Source organism: Nonomuraea candida (genome assembly GCF_000725485.1).
In the GTDB taxonomy this organism is placed as follows: Bacteria; Actinomycetota; Actinomycetes; order Streptosporangiales; family Streptosporangiaceae; genus Nonomuraea; species Nonomuraea candida.
Genome location: NZ_JOAG01000026.1, coordinates 1 through 18,622, shown reverse-complemented (window position 1 = coordinate 18,622; position 18,622 = coordinate 1). Strand labels below are relative to the sequence as shown.

Annotated in this window: 19 protein-coding genes; 4 read left to right on the top strand and 15 right to left on the bottom strand. The window is 73.0% G+C overall.

The window, feature by feature from the left end:
• Positions 1–10: 10 nt before the first annotated feature.
• The 9 genes from IO39_RS24155 to IO39_RS24120 all read right to left on the bottom strand — a co-directional run bounded on the left by IO39_RS24155 (position 11) and on the right by IO39_RS24120 (position 8,079).
• Positions 11–964 carry a S1C family serine protease gene (locus IO39_RS24155; RefSeq protein WP_043627497.1) on the bottom strand — a complete coding sequence of 318 codons (954 nt, stop codon included), beginning with the start codon at positions 962–964 and terminating at the stop codon, positions 11–13.
• On the bottom strand, positions 961–1,905 hold the full coding sequence (locus IO39_RS24150) for a VWA domain-containing protein (RefSeq protein WP_043627495.1): 945 nt from the start codon (positions 1,903–1,905) through the stop codon (positions 961–963). The genes IO39_RS24155 and IO39_RS24150 overlap by 4 nt, the downstream gene beginning before the upstream one ends.
• Positions 1,902–2,990, bottom strand: coding sequence for a DUF58 domain-containing protein (locus IO39_RS24145; RefSeq protein WP_063765333.1), 1,089 nt, complete (start codon positions 2,988–2,990; stop codon positions 1,902–1,904). Before IO39_RS24145 ends, IO39_RS24150 begins: the two co-directional genes overlap by 4 nt.
• Entirely contained in the window at positions 2,987–3,970 is a 984-nt protein-coding gene (locus IO39_RS24140; RefSeq protein ID WP_043627493.1) for an AAA family ATPase, read from the bottom strand. The genes IO39_RS24145 and IO39_RS24140 overlap by 4 nt, the downstream gene beginning before the upstream one ends.
• Positions 3,967–4,113: a hypothetical protein gene (locus IO39_RS54700; RefSeq protein ID WP_157548822.1), complete on the bottom strand. Its 147-nt coding sequence runs from the start codon at positions 4,111–4,113 to the stop codon at positions 3,967–3,969. The genes IO39_RS24140 and IO39_RS54700 overlap by 4 nt, the downstream gene beginning before the upstream one ends.
• A gap of 90 nt (positions 4,114–4,203) precedes the next feature.
• Entirely contained in the window at positions 4,204–5,526 is a 1,323-nt protein-coding gene (locus IO39_RS24135; protein WP_043627491.1) for a DUF6351 family protein, read from the bottom strand.
• 407 nt (positions 5,527–5,933) lie between these two features.
• Positions 5,934–6,197 (bottom strand): hypothetical protein, encoded by a 264-nt coding sequence (locus tag IO39_RS24130; RefSeq protein WP_043627488.1) that lies wholly within the window; start codon positions 6,195–6,197, stop codon positions 5,934–5,936.
• 115 nt (positions 6,198–6,312) lie between these two features.
• Entirely contained in the window at positions 6,313–7,698 is a 1,386-nt protein-coding gene (locus tag IO39_RS24125) for a glycine--tRNA ligase (RefSeq protein ID WP_084773400.1), read from the bottom strand.
• Positions 7,699–7,791: 93 nt separating this feature from the next.
• Positions 7,792–8,079, bottom strand: a complete 288-nt coding sequence (locus tag IO39_RS24120) for an antibiotic biosynthesis monooxygenase family protein (RefSeq protein ID WP_043627484.1) — start codon at positions 8,077–8,079, stop codon at positions 7,792–7,794.
• Between the two features lie 58 nt (positions 8,080–8,137).
• Between IO39_RS24120 and IO39_RS24115 the strand changes: the two genes are divergently transcribed.
• Positions 8,138–8,485 (top strand): DUF6703 family protein, encoded by a 348-nt coding sequence (locus IO39_RS24115; protein ID WP_052423303.1) that lies wholly within the window; start codon positions 8,138–8,140, stop codon positions 8,483–8,485.
• Positions 8,486–8,578: 93 nt separating this feature from the next.
• Here the strand turns inward: IO39_RS24115 and IO39_RS24110 are convergent, their stop codons facing one another.
• From IO39_RS24110 to sucC, 6 genes are read right to left on the bottom strand one after another with little or no spacing between them, the layout of a single operon-like run.
• Positions 8,579–10,108: an aldehyde dehydrogenase family protein gene (locus IO39_RS24110; protein WP_211267145.1), complete on the bottom strand. Its 1,530-nt coding sequence runs from the start codon at positions 10,106–10,108 to the stop codon at positions 8,579–8,581.
• Positions 10,109–10,130: 22 nt separating this feature from the next.
• Positions 10,131–11,852, bottom strand: coding sequence for a glyoxylate carboligase (gene gcl, locus IO39_RS24105; RefSeq protein WP_157548820.1), 1,722 nt, complete (start codon positions 11,850–11,852; stop codon positions 10,131–10,133).
• The gene (locus IO39_RS24100; protein ID WP_043627475.1) at positions 11,849–12,721 is read right to left on the bottom strand and encodes a 2-hydroxy-3-oxopropionate reductase; all 873 of its coding nucleotides are present in this window, start codon (positions 12,719–12,721) and stop codon (positions 11,849–11,851) included. The genes gcl and IO39_RS24100 overlap by 4 nt, the downstream gene beginning before the upstream one ends.
• On the bottom strand, positions 12,722–13,513 hold the full coding sequence (locus tag IO39_RS24095) for a hydroxypyruvate isomerase family protein (RefSeq protein WP_245642179.1): 792 nt from the start codon (positions 13,511–13,513) through the stop codon (positions 12,722–12,724).
• Positions 13,514–13,524: 11 nt separating this feature from the next.
• Entirely contained in the window at positions 13,525–14,397 is an 873-nt protein-coding gene (sucD, locus tag IO39_RS24090) for a succinate--CoA ligase subunit alpha (protein ID WP_043627472.1), read from the bottom strand.
• Positions 14,398–15,531: an ADP-forming succinate--CoA ligase subunit beta gene (gene sucC, locus IO39_RS24085; RefSeq protein ID WP_043627470.1), complete on the bottom strand. Its 1,134-nt coding sequence runs from the start codon at positions 15,529–15,531 to the stop codon at positions 14,398–14,400.
• An 88-nt stretch (positions 15,532–15,619) separates the two neighbouring features.
• Between sucC and IO39_RS24080 the strand changes: the two genes are divergently transcribed.
• The 3 genes from IO39_RS24080 (at position 15,620) to IO39_RS24070 (ending at position 18,465) form a co-directional block, all read left to right on the top strand.
• Positions 15,620–16,948, top strand: a complete 1,329-nt coding sequence (locus tag IO39_RS24080) for an MFS transporter (RefSeq protein ID WP_157548818.1) — start codon at positions 15,620–15,622, stop codon at positions 16,946–16,948.
• A gap of 317 nt (positions 16,949–17,265) precedes the next feature.
• Positions 17,266–18,003, top strand: a complete 738-nt coding sequence (locus IO39_RS24075) for a GntR family transcriptional regulator (protein ID WP_043627467.1) — start codon at positions 17,266–17,268, stop codon at positions 18,001–18,003.
• Positions 18,004–18,285: 282 nt separating this feature from the next.
• A complete protein-coding gene (locus tag IO39_RS24070; protein ID WP_043627466.1) occupies positions 18,286–18,465 on the top strand; it encodes a hypothetical protein in 180 nt (59 codons plus the stop codon).
• The last annotated feature ends 157 nt before the right edge of the window (positions 18,466–18,622 follow it).

The window sequence follows — 18,622 nt, the reverse complement described above, 5'->3', positions numbered from 1 at the left end:
GTGCAGCACCCTAGTTTCGGATGATTCGTTCTGCGATGGGCGCCGCCCGGTCGATGGGGATGGCGAAACCGATGCCGATGTTGCCGCCTCCCCGGCTCGCCGCGATCGCGGTGTTCACCCCGACGACCTCGCCCCGGGCGTTCACCAGCGGGCCGCCGGAGTTGCCGGGGTTGATGGAGGCGTCGGTCTGCACGGCCGTGCGCCGGGAGCCGCCCAGCCGCACCTCCCTGTCCAGGGCGCTGACGATGCCGCCGGTGACCGTGCCGGACAGGCCCAGCGGCGAGCCGATGGCCAGCACCTGGTCGCCGACGGACAGGTCCGCGGACCTGCCGAGCGTGGCCGGCGTCAGCTCCGCCGGGTAGGCCACCTCCAGCACGGCCAGGTCCTCGTCGTCGTCCGCGCCGATCACGTCGGCGGAGAGCCGGCGGCCGTCGCTGAGCACGACGGTGACCGAGCTGCTGCCGCTGACCACGTGGGCGTTGGTGACGATGTGGCCGCGGTCGTCCACCACGAAGCCGGAGCCGCCCGAGCGGCGCGTCTCCACGGAGACCACGCTGGGCAGCACGCGGGCCGCCGTCGCGCTCAGCCCGGTCAGGCTCGCCGGCGGCGCGGGGGCCGCCCTCGGCAGGGCCGCGGCGGGGGCCGGCTCGGACCCTTCGAAGAGCCGGGCCCCCGCCGCGCCCGCCGCCGCCCCGGTGAGCGCCGCGACGAGCGCGGCGGCCACCAGGAGGCGTCCCCGGGGCGGCGACGTCCTGGGCGCCTTCTGCACGGTCTCCGCCACCGGACGCGGCGGCACGACCGGCGGCGGCACGACCGGCGGCGACCCGGCCGCCGGTCCGATCAGCGGCGGCCCGATCAGCGGCGGCAGGGCCGGCGCGGGCGCGCCCTGGGGCGGGGGCCGCTCCCCCGCGCCCACCGGCACCGTACGGAACTCCGGGCCGCGCGGCCTGCCCAGACCTCTCATGGGAGCCTCGAGAACCACACCATGGACGTCAGCGCCGCGATCATCGCGAAGATCAGCCCCGCCCCCACGAACCACTGCCAGACCTCCTGCCGCTCGGTGCGGTAGCCCACCGACGTGCCGATGTCCTCGTAGACCGCCTGCAGCTCGCTGCCGCTGGCCGCCTCGTAGAAGCCGCCGCCCGCCGACTCGGCCAGGCCGCGCAGCGCGGGCCCGTCCACCGGCACCGGGACCTCGCGGCCCGACAGGCTGATGGTGCCGTCGGCGGTGCCGTACGCGATCGTGGTGACCGGGACGCCCCGCGAGGTCGCCTCGCCCGCCGCGTCGCTCACCGTGCGGCCGGTGGTGTTGGAGCCGTCCGACAGCAGCACGATGTGCGCGGGCGGCGCCTCCTCCTCCGAGTCCAGCGCGGCGATGGCCTCCAGCGAGGAGTAGACGGCCTCGCCGATGGCGGTGCCCGAGTCGAGGCTGAGCCGGTCGATCGCGCCCAGCACCGTCTGCCGGTCCGTGGTGGGCGGCACGGCGACGGACGCCGCCGACGAGAACGACACCAGGCCCAGGTTGAACCGCTCGGGCAGCCCTCGGACGAACTCCCTGGCCGCCTGCTTGGCCGCCTCGAACCGGTTGGGCGAGACGTCGGTCGCCCCCATGGAGGCCGACACGTCGAACGCCACCATGATCGTCGCCCGTTCCCGCGGCACCCGCACCTCGGCCGTCGGCCGCGCGAAGCCCACCACGAGCAGGGCGAACATGAGCAGCAGCGCCGCCGCCGGCACGTGTCTGCGCCAGCCGGGCCGCCGCGGCGCCACCTTGTCGAGCAGGTCGAGGTTGGTGAAGCGGACGGCGTAGGCGGTCCTGCTGCGCAGGGCCATGAGCACGTACGCCAGGGCGAGCAGGGCCACCGGGACGAGCAGCAGCAACCAGACGGGCGCGAGAAGCGTCATGCGGCCCCACCTCCTCCCGGGGGGCCTCCCCAGCCCCCCGCCGGCGGCCCCGGCTTTCCGGGACCTGTCCGGCCCTCCGCCCGCGGCCTTCCGGGCTCTCCCGGGCCTTCCTGGCCTGCTGCCTGGATCGGCGCGGCTTCGCCGTTCCCCGCGGGCGCCCCTCCTCGCCGCAGGGCCGGGCTCGCCGCCAGCGTGGCCAGGCGGCGCTGGCGCATGACGTGCTTGACCAGGTCGCGCACCCAGTCGCGGTCCGTGCGCAGCCGCAGGTGGGTGGCCCCGGCCCGGCGCAGCGCCTGCTCGATGGCCGCGCGCTGCCCGGCCGCGGCCTCGGCGTACCTGCGCCGCAGCCGCGCGTTGCCGGTGGCCACCTCGCGCCGCCGGCCCGTCTCCGGGTCGATCAGCGTGAGGATGCCCACGTCCGGCAGCGTCAGCTCGCGCGGGTCCACCACCTCCACGGCCAGCAGCTGGTGGCGGGCGGTGAGCCGGCGCAGCGGCAGCTCCCAGGTCTCCGGCGTGTCGAGGAAGTCCGACACGACGACGACCAGGCCGCGGCGGCGCACCACCCGGCCGAGCTGTTCGGCCGCCACGCCGAGCAGCGGCTCGGCCACCCCCGGCGGGGTGCGCGGCAGCGCGAAGGCCGCCTGCAGCAGCGCCATCAGGTGCGGCCGGCCCGTCCTGGCGGGCAGCGTCCTGACGCCGCCGCCGTGCAGCAGGTGGGTGCCGATGCGGTTGCCGGTGCGCTGGGTGAGGAAGCCGACCGCGGCCAGGGCGGCCACGGCCAGCTCCCGCTTCTCCATCGCCGCGGTGCCGAAGTCCATGCTGGCGGTGGCGTCGAGCAGCGCCCAGATCTCCAGCTCCCGGTCCGCGACCAGGTCACGGACGTGGGGCTCGTTCGTGCGCGCGGTGACGTTCCAGTCCATCCGCCGCACGTCGTCCCCCGCCTGGTACGGCCGCGACTCCGCCGGTTCGCTGCCCGGACCTGGCACCAGGCCGAGGTGTTCACCCTGGAGCAGCCCATCCAGCCTCCTGGTGATCGTCAGTTCGAGCCTGCGCAGCGCGGGCTCGGCCATCAGGTACGGCTTCATGCCACCGCTTCCTGCTGCTGGGGGGCGATGACGGGCAGCGGCACGGCCGCCAGCACCCGGTCCACGATCTGCCGGGGCGCCACCCCGTCGGCCAGCGCGTCGAAGGAGAGCACGAGCCGGTGGGCCATGACGTCGTGCGCCAGGTCCCGTACGTCCTCCGGCAGCACGTAGTCGCGCCCCCGCATGAGCGCCAGCGCCCGGCCGGCCGCCAGCAGGCCGAGCGTGGCCCGGGGGCTGGCCCCGAACGCCAGCAGCCGGCCCACGTCCGGCACCCCGTACCGCTCGGGGTCGCGGGTGGCGTAGACGATGCGGACGGCGTACTCGGCGACCGCGTGGTGCACGAAGACCTCCTCGGCCCGGCGCTGCAACGCGACGACCTGCTCCGGGCCGAGGACGTTCTGGGGGGCGGGCGGGTCCACGCTCATGCGGTAGACGATCGCCAGCTCCTCCGATTCGCTGGGATAGTCCACGTCGATCTTCATCAGGAAGCGGTCACGCTGCGCCTCGGGCAGGTGGTAGACGCCCTCCGACTCGATCGGGTTCTGGGTGGCCAGCACCAGGAAGGGCCGCGGCACCTCGTACGTGACGCCGCCGATGCTGACCTGGCCCTCGGCCATGATCTCCAGCAGGGCGGACTGCACCTTCGCGGGCGCCCTGTTGATCTCGTCGGCGAGCAGCAGGTTGACCATGACGGGACCGAGCTCGACGTCGAACGACTCGGTGGAGGGCCGGTAGATCCTGGTGCCGACGATGTCGGACGGCACCAGGTCCGGCGTGAACTGGATGCGGGAGAACGTGCCCCCGACGACCGTGGCCATGGTCTCGGCGGCCAGCGTCTTGGCGATGCCGGGGACGCCTTCGAGCAGGCAGTGCCCCTTGGCGAGCACCGCCACGAGCAGCCGCTCGACCATGTGGTCCTGCCCGACGATCACCCGCTTGACCTCGAACAGGGCCCTTTCGAGCAGGGCCGGGTCGGTCATGGCTGCACGCTGCCGTGCGGGCAGTCGTCCACGACCACGCGCAGCTCAAGAGCGCTCGGCTCGGGGTCGGCGAACGCCGCGCTCCCGGTCATGAGCAGCGCGCCGGCGGCGAGCAGTACTAGTGCGAAACGTGATGCACGCATAGATTCCTCGTCCCTCGTGTTGGCGTACACGAATGACATCAAGGGAGCGCGAAAACCTGCGTAACCGTCGCCTTTACACGATTTTTCGGTTCATGGGCAGCGCGCGAACAGCGGGCGGGTGCCGGTCGCGTACGCCGACGGGTCGGTGAAGCGGCAGCCGTAGGCCGGGTCGGCCAGCACGGAGGGGCGCGTCACGTCGTCGCCGGCGGGCCGCTTCCCGGTGCGCTGCCAGCGGACGAGGTCGTCCCACGCCGCGCCGGCCTCGGCGGGGCTGAACTCGCAGTGCCCGACCGCCCGGATCACCCGCTGCACCAGCAGGTGGGAGCGGCCGTGCCGGGCCACGTCGGCCCGGTAGTGCTGCTCCATCGAGAACGGCACGAAGTTGTCGCCCAGGTCGTGCAGGGTCAGGACGGGCACCTCGATCCTGCCGGACACGGAGGCCACCTCGGTCAGCCGCCGCGTGTGGCGGGCCCGGGGGTCGGCGGGGGGCACCCGCCGCACGCTCGCGTTGACGTCCACCGGCGTGGCGGGCCGGTAGACGGTGCCGCGGTTGGTCGCCACCCTGCCGGGCTCCTCCGCCAGGCTGCCGCCGCCGTCCGCCTCGGCCAGCCCGAACAGGAAGTCCTGCCAGTACGCGAACGCCGCCGCGGCCCCCGGGCGCTCGCCGCCGCTGAGGTTGACGACGAGGGAGCGGAACTGCCTGCCCGGCTCGCCGGTGGGCTCGGGCCCGCCGGTCAGCCCCAGCCGCTCCTTGATCCGGGGCACGACCGAGGTCGCGTAGTCGGCCGGGATCGGGTAGGCGGGCACGTCGGCCAGGTCCTGCGCGAGGAGCTGATAGTCCAGGAAGAAGTCGAACAGCTCGTGGTCGCCGATCGCCCCGCACATCGGCAGCGCGGCGGCGTACCGGCCGGGGTACTGCTCGATCGAGCGGACCGTGACGTGACCGCCCATGGACACGCCCGCGATGTACGTCCGGCGCGGCCGGCCCACGGTGTCGGCGAAGCGCTCGGTGAGCGCGTGGGTGCTGAGCACGCCCGCCCGCACGTCGTAGCCGTTGGCGTAGTAGGAGGAGGCGGCCCAGGCGTAGCCCTGCTCCAGCAGGCGCCGGCGCAGGCCGTAGCCGGGCGGGTCCACGGTGAGCACCCGGCTGTCGCCGCGGTAGCCGTGCGCCCACATGACCAGGTCGCCGTTCCAGCGCGGCGGCACCTCGATCTGGAAGGCGGCGTGCCGGTGCACGCCCTGGTGCACCCGGCTCGGCTCGCCGCGCACGACGGCGGGGGTCAGCGGCGGGTTGTCGATGGTGTAGCCCGGTAAGGGCTGGTCGTCGGGCACGTCGGGGCTCGCCGCCGCGGCGGGCACGGACAGGATCGCGCACAGCGCGGCGGCGAGAACGACCGGGAGGCGGGTACGCATGGGCGGTCGCCCTTTCTTCTCAGGCGCTTCGGGTCCTTCGTCGGGCGCCCCGGGTTCTTCGCGGGTGCCCCGGGTGTTTCTCAGGCGCGTTTTCTCAGGCGCTTCGGGTTCTCAGGCGCTTCGGGTTTCTCAGACGCTTCGGGTTTCAGGCGCTTCGGGTTTCAGGCGCTTCGGGTTTCAGGCGCTTCGGGGGTGCGTGCCGGGCATACAGACCATGACGATATGCCGCCCGCCGCCGGGACTCCATGCCCTTAGATCGACATTATGCGGCGCCTTTTATGGTGACGCCCGAGACCGTACTCGGGAGCAGCCATGTCACAGCGAAAGGTGAAGCGCAGGCGCGCCGCCATGCGGCGCGAGGAGGCTCTGCGACGGGAACAGCGCAGGCGTCTCAGACGCAGGATCGGCTACGGCGCCGCGGCGGTGGTGTCGGTGGTGTTCGTCGCGATCGGGGTGCTGGCGTACATGTCGGTCGGCCGGCCGTCCACGCCGGCCGCCGGGACGACGCCGCCCTCGGCCACGGCCCAGCCCACGACGACGCCGTCGATCGGCCCGAGCGCCCCGACGGGCACCCCTTCGGGCACCCCGAAGGGCAGCACGCCGGATGCCGGGTCGAGCAGCGCGGCCACGGCCTCACCCAGCGCGCCGGCCGGCCCCGAGGCGTCCGCCACCGGCGCGGGATAGCGCTGCGGCGGGTTCCCCGCACATGAGAAGACGGGCCGCCCGCGAAGGGGCGGCCCGTCTTCGGCAGGACCGGTCAGTCGTTCAGGTCTTCGGCAGGACCGGTCAGTCGTTCAGGTGCTGGCGCAGGTAGGACTCGACGCCATCGATCGAGATGCGCTCCTGGGCCATCGTGTCGCGCTCGCGGATGGTCACCGCCTGGTCTTCGAGCGTGTCGAAGTCGACCGTGATGCAGAACGGCGTGCCGATCTCGTCCTGGCGGCGGTAGCGGCGGCCGATCGCCCCGGCGTCGTCGAACTCGACGTTCCAGCGGCGGCGGAGCTGGGCGGCCAGGTCACGCGCCTTCGGCGACAGGTCGGCGTTGCGCGAGAGCGGCAGCACCGCGGCCTTGACCGGCGCGAGCCGGTGGTCGAGCCGCATGACCGTGCGCTTCTCCATGACGCCCTTGGCGTTGGGCGCCTCGTCCTCGGTGTAGGCGTCGATCAGGAACGTCAGCGTGGCGCGGTCGACGCCGGCCGCCGGCTCGATGACGTAGGGGATGTAGCGCTCGCCGCTCTCCTGCTCGAAGAAGCTCAGGTCGGCGCCCGACGCCTTGGAGTGGGAGGACAGGTCGTAGTCGGTGCGGTTGGCGATGCCCTCCAGCTCGCCCCACTCCGAGCCGGTGAAGTTGAAGCGGTATTCGATGTCGACGGTGCGCTTGGAGTAGTGGGACAGCTTCTCCTGGGGGTGCTCGTAAAGGCGCAGGTTGTCCTTGTTGATGCCCAGGTCGGAGTACCAGCGGAAGCGCTCGTCGATCCAGTACTGGTGCCACTCCTCGTCGGTGCCCGGCTTGACGAAGAACTCCATCTCCATCTGCTCGAACTCGCGGGTGCGGAAGATGAAGTTGCCCGGGGTGATCTCGTTGCGGAACGACTTGCCGACCTGGCCGATGCCGAACGGGATCTTCTTGCGGGCCGACTGCTGCACGTTGAGGTAGTTGATGAAGATGCCCTGCGCGGTCTCGGGCCGCAGGTAGGCCAGGCCCGACTCGTCCTCGACCGGGCCGAGGTAGGTCTTCAGCAGGCCGCTGAACTGCCGCGGCTCGGTGAAGGTGCCCTTGTTGCCGCAGTTGGGGCAGGTGATGTCGGCCAGGCCGGCCTCGGGCGCCCGGCCGTTCTTCTCCTCGTAGGCCTCGATCAGGTGGTCGGCGCGGAAGCGCTTGTGGCAGGACAGGCATTCGGTCAGCGGGTCGGTGAAGGTCTCGACGTGGCCGCTGGCCCGCCACACCTCGGGCGCCAGGATGACGCAGGAGTCGAGGCCCACCACGTCGTCGCGCGACTGGACCATCGACAGCCACCACTGCCGCTTGACGTTGTTCTTCAGCTCGACGCCCAGTGGACCGTAGTCCCACGACGCGCGCAGTCCGCCGTAGATCTCGCTCGACGGGTAAACGAGCCCGCGGCGCTTGGCGAGGCTGACGATGGTGTCCATGACGTCGGTGCGTCGTGCCATTTTGGTTGATTCTCTTTCCGGCTGGAGGTCGGCGAGGGAAATTGTGAGATCCCAGCTTAGGGGACGGGCCCCCGCTCTCGCGCGCGAGTAATGCTACGCCCCGTCCCGCGTGTAGACGTCCTCGTACGCGCTGGGCTCGTTGAGCATCAGGATCATCAGGGGATACATCACCATCCGGGCGGCCGACAACGCTCTTCGGTAGAACCCGGCGCCCTCCCATTCCGTGACCAGCGCCCACAGATTGGGCTCGTCGACCGAGCGGGCCAGCCTGCCCCGCAGGTAGCCGGGCTGGGTCGCGAACGTGTCGAGGATGGTGTGGCCCTGCTTGACGAAGTCTTGGGACTGGGACTCTGGAACGGTGTATCGGATCACGGCGAGCACCCGACCAGCCTAAAGGCGCGCACCCCACGCGTGGCCCGAACTCCCGTAGGCTCTGGGCGTGGCCCCTGACAACAAGCGCCGCCCGCAGCCCCAGGGCGAGCAGTTCTTCACGCCGGGCGCGACCGGCCTGCGCAAGGCGGTCGAGGCGCGCAGCGCGGTGCCGATGACGTTCCTGTTCACGCAGGTGCCCCGGTGGGTGGCGCCGGCCGTGCTGGTGGTCCTGCTGCTGGCGGGGTTCGCCGTGACCAACCCGCTGGGCGGCGTGGCCGTGCTGCCGGTGCTGGCGTTCGTCGGCTGGCTGGCCTACCTGTCGTGGCCGTCGCTGGGCGTGGCGGGCAAGGTGTTGCGGGTCGCCATGCTGACCTTTCTGGTCCTGCTGGCGGCGACCCGCTTCGGCGCCTTCTAGGCGCATCCGCCTCCACGCCGTCCGGGCGCACCCGCCCGGAAGGCCGGTGCGCGCGAGGGCGGCGCGGCCCGGTCGGGGCGCGCCGCGGCGGGGCTACGGCAGGAGCGTGTAGCTCGGGAAGTTGCCCGGGAGGCGTTCGCCGTCCGGGCCGGTGGTGGCGGCGCGCACCAGCAGCTCGCCGCCGACGAACGCGCCGCGCCACGACGCGCCGAGCCCGCCGAACAACTCCTCGCGGTCCCCGCGCGAGCGCGGCCTGTTGTGGCCCACCTTGAACGCCCGCACCTCCGGGGCCAGCCGGCGGAAGGTCTCCTCCTCCTCGCACGACAGCGTGGCCACCAGGGCGCCGTTGCTGGCGTTCATGGCGGCCAGCAGCTCAGCCTCCGTGTCCACCAGCACGATGGTGTCCACGGGGCCGAACGGCTCGGCGTGGTGCAGGGGTGAGGAGGGCGGCGGGTTGAGCAGGGCCGTCGGAGCAAAGTACGCGGAAATATCCTGACCGGGCAGGAAGTGTCCGGAGTCGAGGGACGCCCGGTGCACCGGCACGCCGCCCCGCGCCACGGCCTCGTCCACCTGGTCGGCCAGCTCCTTGGCCTTCGAGGCGTTGATCAGCGGGCCGAAGTCCAGCTCCGGCAGCGGATCGCCGGGCCGCGCCACGGCCAGCGGATGCCCGAAGCGCAGCGAGCCCACCGCCTCCAGGTAGGCCGCCAGGAAGTCGTGGAAGCGCGAGCGCTGCACGACGAAGCGCGGGTAGGCGGTGCAGCGCTGCTTGCCGTAGTCGAAGGAGGCGCGGATCTGCCGGGCGAGCAGGTCCCAGTCGCCGTACTCCCACACGCCCCAGCAGTTGAGGCCCTCCTGTTCCAGCACGTGCCGCCGCCCGAGGTCGGCCAGCGAGGTGGCCACCTTCGCGCCGGCGTCCCTGCCGCCCACGAACGACACGCAGCCCAGCGAGCCCGAGCCGACCAGCACCGGTGACAGCTCCGCCCCTCCCCCGCTGACCAGCGTGAACGGCAGCCCTTCCCGCACCGCCAGGGCGCAGGCCAGGGTCAGGCAGCACAATCCGCCGTCGGTGGGCGTCTTTGCGATCACCGCGTTGCCGGCCAGCGCCTGCACGAGCATGGCGTGCATGAGCACGCTCATCGGATAGTTCCAGCTCGCGATGTTGCTGACCGGGCCGGGCAGCGGCGCCCGGCCCTCGACCATGCGGTCGATCTCCGCCACGTACCAGCGCACGCCGTCCAGGCAGCGGTCCACGTCGGCGCGGGCCGTCTTCCACGGCTTGCCGATCTCCCAGACCAGCAGCAGGGCCAGCAGGTCGCGGTGGGCGGCCATCGACTCCACGGCCGCCGAGACCATGGCCTTGCGCTCGGCGAGCGGCGTGTGGCGCCAGCGCCGGTGCTCCTCCACCGCGCCGGCCACGGCGCGGCCCGCCCCCGCCCGGTCGAGCCGGGGCGGACCCGCGATGGCGGTGCCGTCCAGCGGGGAGAAGCCGGGCACCGGTCGCCCGTCGCGGTGCCAGATGCCGCCCCAGTGGTTGAGCACCCGGTCGTCGTGGAAGGCCTCGGGGGCCGCCTCGCAGCAGCGCTGGTAGGCGTCCCGCCAGGACGTGCCCGGCTTGAGCTGCATACGCTCCTCCTCCATCGGGGGGTCAGTCGGACCAGTCGGCGGTGATCAGCTCGGGCAGCGGCTCGTACTCGGTGATCGCCTCCAGCGAGGACCCCATGGCGGCGTTCGCCTCGCGCTCCACCATCACCTCCACCAGCACCGGCAGCCGCTTGGCCGCCGCCTCGGCGCTCGCCCAGGCCAGCGCGTCGCGCAGGTCTCCGGGCAGCTCCACCCGGCGCGCCGGGCAGCCGAACGCCTCCATGGCCTTGACATGGTCGATGCCGCCCTCCCCGTAGTGCAGGTCCACGGCGTAGTTCATGTCGTACGGGAGCTCCGCCTGCCTGATGAGCCCCAGGTACTCGTTGTTGATCATGACGATGACGAACGGCACCCGGTACTGCGCCGCCACCGCCACCTCCTCCATCAGGAACTGGAAGGAGTAGTCGCCGACCACGGCCACGACCTGCCGCTCGGGGTGGGCGAGCTTGACGCCCATGGCGGCCGGCACCTCCCAGCCCAGCGGTCCCGCCTGCCCGCACACCAGGTAGCGGCGCGGCAGGTACGTCGTCTGGAACTGCCCCGACCAGATCTGGTAGAGCCCGATCGCGGTGACGAACGTCGTGTCCCTGGGGAAGTACTCGTTGATCTCCTTGAACACCCTGGGCGGCTTGATCGGCACGTCGTCGAAGTCGTCGCGGCGCGCCATCGTGCCGCGCAGCTCGCCCACCTTGGCCACCCACTTGCCGGGCCGCCGCGGCCCGCCGCGGCGGCGCGCCTCGTCGCGCAGGTCGCCCAGCACGGCGCGGGCGTGGCCGACGACGCCGAGGTCGGGCTCGAAGACCCGGCCGAGCTGCAGGGGGTCGATGTCCACGTGCACGAACGTGCGGCCGCGCCGGTAGACGTCGAGGTCGCCGGTGTGCCGGTCGCCGAAGCGCGCGCCCACGGCCAGGACCAGGTCGCTGGCCAGGAACGCGGCGTTGCCCCACCGCGTCTGCGTCTGGATGCCGGCCATCCCGGCGAAGAGGGGGTGGTCCTCGGGGAAGGCGCCCTTGCCCATGAGCGTCACCTGCACCGGCACCTGGAGGTGCTCGGCCAGCGCGCGCAGCTCGTCGCACGCGTCGGCGATGATCACGCCGCCGCCGGCCAGGATGATCGGCCGCCTGGCCTCCTCCAGCAGGTCCATGGCCGCCCGCACGGCCCTGGGCAGCGGGCTGGGCACCTCGACGGGCAGCGGCGCGTCCAGCTCCGGGTCGTAGCGGCACGATCCGCGCTGGACGTCGATCGGCAGGTCGATGAGGACCGGCCCCGGCCGTCCCGAGCGGGCGATCCGGAACGCCTCCCTGAACACCCACGGCGCCTGGGCCGGCTCCTTGAGCTGCACGGCCCACTTGGTCACCGGGCGGGCGATCTCCACGATGTCCACCGCCTGGAAGGCCTCCTGGTGCAGCTTGGAGGTCATGGCCTGGCCGGTGACGCAGATGATCGGGATCGAGTCGGCCAGCGCGGTGTAGAGGCCGGTGATCATGTTGGTGCCGGCCGGCCCCGAGGTGCCGATGCAGACGCCGACGTTGCCGGTGACCCTGGCCCAGCCGTCGGCCGCGTGGGTGCCGCCCTCCTCGTGCCGCACGGTGATGTGCCGGATCGAGCTGTTCCGGAGCGCGGCGTAGAGCGGCAGGATGGCCGCGCCGGGGATGCCGAAGACGGTGTCGACGCCCTCCGACTCCAGCACCTTGACCACGGCCTCCATGCAGGGGACTCTGTTCACGCGTTCAGCCTTTCGATCACCTTCAGCAGGGCGGAGTGGTCGAGCGAGCCGTGGCCCTGCGCCCTGGCCGCGGCCACGAGCTGGGCGACCTGCCCGGTGAGCGGCAGGCTGACGCCGGCCTCGCGCGCGGCGGCCAGGGCGATGCCCATGTCCTTGTGGTGCAGGTCGATGCGGAAGCCGGGGACGAACTCCCGCTTGACCATGGTGTGCCGCTTGAGCTCCAGGATGCGGGAGCCGGCCAGGCCGCCCGCCAGCACGTCGAGCCCGGCGGCGGGGTTCACGCCCGACGCCTCCAGCAGCACGATCGCCTCCGAGACCAGCCCGTAGATGCCGCCGACCACGAGCTGGTTGGCCGCCTTGACGGTCTGGCCGGCCCCGGCGGGGCCGACGTGCACGATGGTGACCCCCAGGCGCTCCAGGACCGGCCTGGCCTCCTCGACGTCCTCGGGCGCGCCGCCCACCATGATCGACAGGGTGCCGTCGATCGCGCCGCGCTCGCCGCCGCTGACGGGGGCGTCCAGGGCGCGCACGCCGGCCGCCGCCGCCTGCCTGGCGACCCGGCGGGAGGTCTCGGGCTTGATCGTGCTCATGTCGATGTAGAGCAGGTTCGGCCGGCCGTACTCGATGACGAGCGGCGCGACCTCCTCGACCTGCGGCGAGTCGGGGAGCATGGTGATCACCACGTCGGCGCCGGCGACGGCGTCCACCACGCCGGTGGCGCGCTTGCCGCCGAGCGCGGCGAGCTGCGCGACCCGCTCGGCGGACACGTCATACCCGGTCACGGCATATCCGGCCTTGAGGAGGTTGGCCGCCATCGGGCTGCCCATGATCCCCAAGCCGACGAACCCGATGGTCGTCCCGCTGTTCATTCACTGCCTCCAGTCGAACGCGCCCGGCCCCTCGTGCCGGTACTCCAGGCCGACGTGGCCGCGGTAGCCCGCCGCCTCCAGCCGCGCGAAGATCTCCGGGTACGGCATCCGCCCGCTCCCCGGCCGCCCCCTGCCGGGATCGTCGGCGATCTGCACGTGCCCGAACCTGGCCGTGTGCCGGTCGATGAGGGCGAGCACGTCCTCCCCCATCCGGTGCAGGTGGTACAGGTCGGCCAGGAAGGCCACGTTCTCCCTGTCCACCTGGTCGATCAGCTCGAACGCGGCCCCGGCCGAGGTGATCGGGTACATCGGGTTCTCGTGGGAGTTGAGCGCCTCGACCACCACGGTCGCGCCGATGCCGGCCGCCGCGTCGGCCGCCCTGCGCAGGTTCGCCACGGCCAGGTCCCTGTCGGTGCCGGGGCCGTTGCCGTACAACGCGTTCAGCACCGTGCAGCCCAGCTCGCCGGCGAGCTGGACCGCGACGTCGATGTTGCGCCGGAAGCGGGCCGAGCCGTCCGGCCTGGCCAGCAGGCCGCGCTCGCCGGCCGCCATGTCGCCGGCGTCGAAGTTGAGCCCCACCAGGCGCACCCCGGCCTCCTCGACGGCCTGGCGCAGCTCCGCCAGCGCCGCGCCGCCCGGGTCGGGGCCGTCGAACGGCCACCACAGCTCGACGGCGTCGAACCCGTGCTTGGCCGCCGCCGCCGGGCGCTCCAGCAGCGGCAGGCCGGTGAAGAGGATGGAGAGGTTGACGTCGAATCTCATGGCGCCGGATCTCATGGCGTCGAGTCTCATGACGTCGAATCTCATGACAGCGCCGACCGCATGAGGCGGGCGGTCTCCGAGGGCGTCCTGCCGACCCGGACGCCGGCCGCCTCCAGGGCCTCCTTCTTGGCCTGCGCGGTGCCGGACGAGCCGGACACGATCGCGCCCGCGTGCCCCATCGTCTTGCCCTCGGGGGCGGTGAACCCGGCCACGTACGCGACAACGGGCTTGGTGACGTGCCGCTCGATGTAGGCGGCGGCCCGCTCCTCGGCGTCGCCGCCGATCTCGCCGATCATCACGATCGCGTCGGTGCCCGGGTCGTCCTGGAAGGCCCGCAGGCAGTCGATGTGCGTGGTGCCGACGACCGGGTCGCCGCCGATGCCGACGGCGGTGGAGAAGCCGAGGTCGCGCAGCTCGTACATGAGCTGGTACGTCAGCGTCCCCGACTTGGAGACCAGCCCGATGCGCCCGGCCGAGGTGATGTCGGCGGGGATGATCCCGGCCGAGGACTGGCCGGGGCTGATCAGGCCGGGGCAGTTGGGCCCGATGATCCTGGTCCGGCCGCCGGCCAGGGCGCGCAGGCGCACGGCGTCGTGCACCGGCACGCCCTCCGTGATCACCACGCAGAGCGGCACCTCCGCCGCCACCGCCTCCTCCACGGCCGCGGCGGTGAACCTCGGCGGCACGAAGACGACCGACACGTCGGCCCCGGTCTCCGCCACCGCCTCGGTCACCGAGCCGAACACGGGCACCGTGCGCTCGCCGAAGTCCACCGAGCGGCCGCCCTTGCCCGGCGTCACGCCGGCCACCACGTCGGTGCCGGCGGCCAGCATGCGCGTCGTGTGCCTGGTGCCCTCCGCGCCCGTCATGCCCTGGACGAGGACCCGGCTGTCCTTGGTCAGAAAGATCGCCATTTACGCACCTGCCGCGAGTCTGGCCGCCATCTCGGCGGCGCCGTCCATGGTGGAGACCTGGCGGACCGCCGGGTGCCGGGCGTCGCTCAGGATGCGCCGGCCCACCTCGGCGTTGTTGCCGTCCAGCCGTACGACGATGGGCCTGCCGAGGCCGCGCTCGCCGAGCAGCCCGAGCGCGGTGACGATGCCGTTGGCCACCGCGTCGCAGGCCGTGATGCCGCCGAAGACGTTGACCAGCACCGAGCGCACGTCGGGGTCGGCCAGGATGATCTCCAGCCCGTCGGCCATGACCTGCGCGGAGGCGCCGCCCCCGATGTCGAGGAAGTTCGCGGGGTCGGCGCCGGCCCCCGCCACCACGTCGAGCGTGCTCATCACCAGCCCGGCGCCGTTGCCGATCACGCCGACCGTGCCGTCCAGCTTGACGTAGTTGAGCCCCTTGGCCCTGGCGCGGTCCTCCAGGCTGTCCGTGCGCTCGGCGTAGCCCTCCCACGCGTGGCGGAAGGCCGCGTTGTCGTCGAGGGTGACCTTGCCGTCCAGTGCCATGATCCGCTGGTCGGTGGTGCAGATCAGCGGGTTCACCTCGACCAGCAGGGCGTCCTCCGCGACCAGCACCCGCCACAGCCGCTCCAGCACCTCGGCCGCCTGCCCGGGCAGCCCGGCCTTCTCCGCCAGCAGCCGGGCGACGTCGGCGTCCACGCCCGTGACGGGGTCGATCGGCAGCTTCACGAGGGCGTCGGGGTCGGTGGCCGCCAGCTCCTCGATCTCCATGCCGCCCTGGCCCGACACCATCGCCAGGAACCCGCCCTCGGCACGGTCCACCAGGAAGGCCGCGTAGTACTCCTCGAACGGCACCGTCGCTGCCTCGACCAGCACGCGGCGCGCGATGTGCCCCTTGATGTCCATCCCTAAGACGCGATCGGCCTCCGCCTCGGCCGCGACCGGCCCCGCCGCCGGTCTGATCCCGCCTGCCTTGCCCCGTCCACCGGTCTTCACCTGGGCCTTGATGACAACGGGCGTGTCCAGCTCGGCCGCGATCGCGCGGGCCTCGGCCGGTGTGGCCGCGATCCGGCCTGCGGGAACCGGGATCCCGTGACGCCCGAAGAGCTCCTTCGCCTGGTATTCGTACAGGTCCATTCGAGCCTCCTTTGTAGACGGTATACCGTATGGAGTATCCTTCGTCTAGAGCTCGACAGGCGGTTGTGTTCTGGATATTCCATACAGTATGGAGAATGCAATCAAGGATTGGCGGGGGCGCTCGTACGCGCCCGGTCCCGTCCCGCCCGACCGCGCCCGCATGTTCCGGCTGGCCCTGGCCTCGATGGCGGTCATCGGCCCGCTCCAGTACGGCTACGCCGCCCTGCACGCCGGCGAGCCCGGCGGCCTGACCCTGCTGGCGGTCTGGATCGCCTGCCAGGCGGCGGGCGCGCTGCCCGCCCTCCACCTCGTGCGGCGGCGCCGGCTGAGCGTGCGCGCCTGCCTGGCCATCGGCGCGCTCCTGACCGGCCTCGGCCTGGCCGCCGCCGCTCTCTCCCCCGACGCCCTGGCCGCGTCGGCGCTCGGCGCCGCCGGGCCGTCCCTCGCGACCGGCCTGCTGGTCTTCGCCGGTTACGCCGTGCTGGGCGGGCTGGGGGCCGGGCTCGTCTACGGGGTCTGCGGCGAGGTCGTCTCCTCCTGGTACCCCGAACGCCCGGCCGCCCGCGTCGGCCTCATCACCGGCGCCTTCGGGTACGGAGCCGTGCCCCTGCTGCTGTGGGCCGGCATCGCCCCGGCCGCCACGCAGGCCGGCTTCCTGATCTGCGCCGTCCTGGCCACGGCCGTCATCGCCACCGCCGCCCGGCGCCTGCGGCTGCCGCCGCCCCTGTGGTGGCCCGACGACGTGGACCCGCGCAGGCACGCCCTCGACGCCGACCGGCTGCGCACCTCCCCCGAGGCGGCCAAGCAGTACGGGCTCGCCCAGGCCCTGCGCACCCGCACGCTGCCCGCGCTGGCCCTGATGCTGGTCTGCGCCGGGGCCGTGTCCGTGTTCGACGTGATCGTGGTGGCGGGCACCGGCGCGTGGGGCGCGCTGGCGCTGCTGGTGGCGCTGAACGGCGCGGGCAGGTCGGTCGCCATGCGCGCCGCCGAGCTGTTCGGCCGCCGCCGCGTCCTGGCCGCCGTCTTCGGCTCGCTCGCCCTCGGCCAGCTCCTCCTGGCCGTCGCCGTCCAGAACCCGGCGGCCCCGGCAGCGGCCCCGGCGGCGGCCCCGGCTGCGACAGTGGGCGGTCCCCTGCTGTGGCTGGGGGCCGTGGCGGCCGGGCTGGGCGGCGGAGCCTTCTACCCGCTGCTCGCCAGCCTCGTACGCGAGCTGTTCGGCGGCGAGCGCGCCACCGAGATCCACGCGGTCGTCTACAGCGCCAAGGCCGTGGCCGGGGTGGCGGCCGTCGCCCTGGCGGTCACCGCGTTCACCGCCCCCGGCGCCGCCCTCGTGACGGCCGCCGCGCTCGCGGCGCTGCCCGCCCTCGCCACGCCCCGCCTGCGCATCCCGGGCCTGCCCGCCACCATCCCCCTCTGAGCAACACCCCTCCGAGCCGCGTCCCCTCCGAGCCGCGTCCCCTCCGAGCCGCGTCCCCTCCGAGCCGCGTCCCCTCCGAGCCGCGTCCCCTCCGAGCGGCGTCCCCTCCGAGATCGCCGTTCGCCCCTCTGAAGTCGTTCGGGAGCAGGCCCCTTGGCGAGCCCGGGCCAGGCTTTGAGACGCTTGAACCCCTACCTTGCCCCCCGCACCCCCTAGGAGTGGTCTCCTGTGATGAGACTCACGATCGTGCGGAACACCCAAACGGTATGCTGTAGGCAGTCGACCAAAAACCATAACGCAGCCCTGGAGACGTGACCATGTTGCTGTCGGATCAGGCCGGTCAGACGGCGGCCCCCAAGATTCCCCGCCCCGCCACGCTCAGGGAGAGCGTGATCGAGGCGATCCAGGAGCTCATCGTCTCCGGCCAGCTCAAGCCCGGCCAGCATCTCGTCGAGAGCGAGCTGGCCGAGCTGCTCGGCGTCTCCAGGCAGCCCGTCCGCGAGGCGCTGCAGCAGCTCAGCGGCGAGGGCTGGGTCGACCTCCACCCCGGTCAGGGCGCGTTCGTGCACGTCCCGACGGTGGAGGAGGCCGACCAGCTACTGGCGGTCCGCGCCCTGCTGGAGACCGAGTCCGCCAGGCTCGCCGCAAAGCACGCCGGCGAGGACGGCGTGCGGCGGCTGCGCGACCTGTGCGCCCGCGGGATCGCCGCGGTGCAGTCCGACGACGTCGACGGCGCCGTGGCGACCAACTCCGAGCTGCACGCCCTGGTGACGGCCCTGTCGGGCAACAAGGTCCTGGCCGAGCTGGCCGCCCAGGTGGCCAGGCGGGTGCGCTGGTATCACACGCCGGTGGCCCGCCAGCGCGGCATGGCCTCGTGGGACGAGCACACCTCGCTGATCGACGCCATCGAGGCCGGTGACGAGCGCCGGGCGGCGAAGATCATGCGCGAGCACACCGAGCACACCCGCGCCTCCTACATGGAGCAGCGGGAGAACGAGCCGGCAGAACCGGCTCCCGCCCCGGTGCGCAGGCGCAGACCGCGCCGCCTCGGCTGACCACCGTTTCACGCGGGCCGGGCCGACCGGCCGGGCCCGCGCCGGCCGCGCCGGATCGGGCCGACCGCCCGACGGCCGCGCCGGATCGGGCCGACCACCCGACGACCGCGCCCGACGACCGCGCCCGAACGGGCGCGCCGGACGACCGCCACCGGGCCGATCGAACCGAGCCTGCGCGTGCCGGCTGGGCCGACGGGTCAGGTTGACGTGACTGTCACAGAAGGCCACATGCTCCGAAACGCCTCGGGTAGAGGATGGAGCCGTACCGATCGGAGGTGCACGATGAAGGCGTTCTTCCGCTTTCTCCTTGGTGATCCGCTGGGCCAGGCGGCGGACGGCCGCGCCATCGGCGTCGGCCTGAGCGCGGCGCTCAGGAAGCACTACTCGGCCGACGACGCGGACCGTTACCTGCGTCAGTGGCGCGCCGAGCACGACGTCCGCAAGAGGAGCCCCCGCCACTGAGAGCCGCGGCAGGGGGGCGGCCACCCGTGAGCAGCCACCGCCCCCGCGCGCGGCCCCGGCTAGCCCCGTTTTCCGCACGTGAGGTGGTTTGAAGATCGCCGGGTTGCTGTGGTGATCGTTGTCGCGGTATGACCTGGCTGGTGAGACAGCGCGCGCA

Bases quoted from the DNA above. Each gene is read 5' to 3' on its own strand.
- IO39_RS24150 (WP_043627495.1), bottom strand. From the start codon at position 1,905: ATGACGCTTCTCGCGCCCGTCTGGTTGCTGCTGCTCGTCCCGGTGGCC.
- IO39_RS24155 (WP_043627497.1), bottom strand. From the start codon at position 964: ATGAGAGGTCTGGGCAGGCCGCGCGGCCCGGAGTTCCGTACGGTGCCG.
- IO39_RS24100 (WP_043627475.1), bottom strand. From the start codon at position 12,721: ATGAACAGCGGGACGACCATCGGGTTCGTCGGCTTGGGGATCATGGGC.
- IO39_RS24070 (WP_043627466.1), top strand. From the start codon at position 18,286: ATGAAGGCGTTCTTCCGCTTTCTCCTTGGTGATCCGCTGGGCCAGGCG.
- IO39_RS24080 (WP_157548818.1), top strand. From the start codon at position 15,620: ATGGAGAATGCAATCAAGGATTGGCGGGGGCGCTCGTACGCGCCCGGT.
- IO39_RS24145 (WP_063765333.1), bottom strand. From the start codon at position 2,990: ATGAAGCCGTACCTGATGGCCGAGCCCGCGCTGCGCAGGCTCGAACTG.
- IO39_RS24095 (WP_245642179.1), bottom strand. From the start codon at position 13,513: ATGAGACTCGACGCCATGAGATCCGGCGCCATGAGATTCGACGTCAAC.
- IO39_RS24125 (WP_084773400.1), bottom strand. From the start codon at position 7,698: ATGGCACGACGCACCGACGTCATGGACACCATCGTCAGCCTCGCCAAG.
- IO39_RS24135 (WP_043627491.1), bottom strand. From the start codon at position 5,526: ATGCGTACCCGCCTCCCGGTCGTTCTCGCCGCCGCGCTGTGCGCGATC.
- sucD (WP_043627472.1), bottom strand. From the start codon at position 14,397: ATGGCGATCTTTCTGACCAAGGACAGCCGGGTCCTCGTCCAGGGCATG.
- IO39_RS24140 (WP_043627493.1), bottom strand. From the start codon at position 3,970: ATGACCGACCCGGCCCTGCTCGAAAGGGCCCTGTTCGAGGTCAAGCGG.
- IO39_RS24075 (WP_043627467.1), top strand. From the start codon at position 17,266: ATGTTGCTGTCGGATCAGGCCGGTCAGACGGCGGCCCCCAAGATTCCC.
- IO39_RS54700 (WP_157548822.1), bottom strand. From the start codon at position 4,113: ATGCGTGCATCACGTTTCGCACTAGTACTGCTCGCCGCCGGCGCGCTG.
- IO39_RS24110 (WP_211267145.1), bottom strand. From the start codon at position 10,108: ATGCAGCTCAAGCCGGGCACGTCCTGGCGGGACGCCTACCAGCGCTGC.
- sucC (WP_043627470.1), bottom strand. From the start codon at position 15,531: ATGGACCTGTACGAATACCAGGCGAAGGAGCTCTTCGGGCGTCACGGG.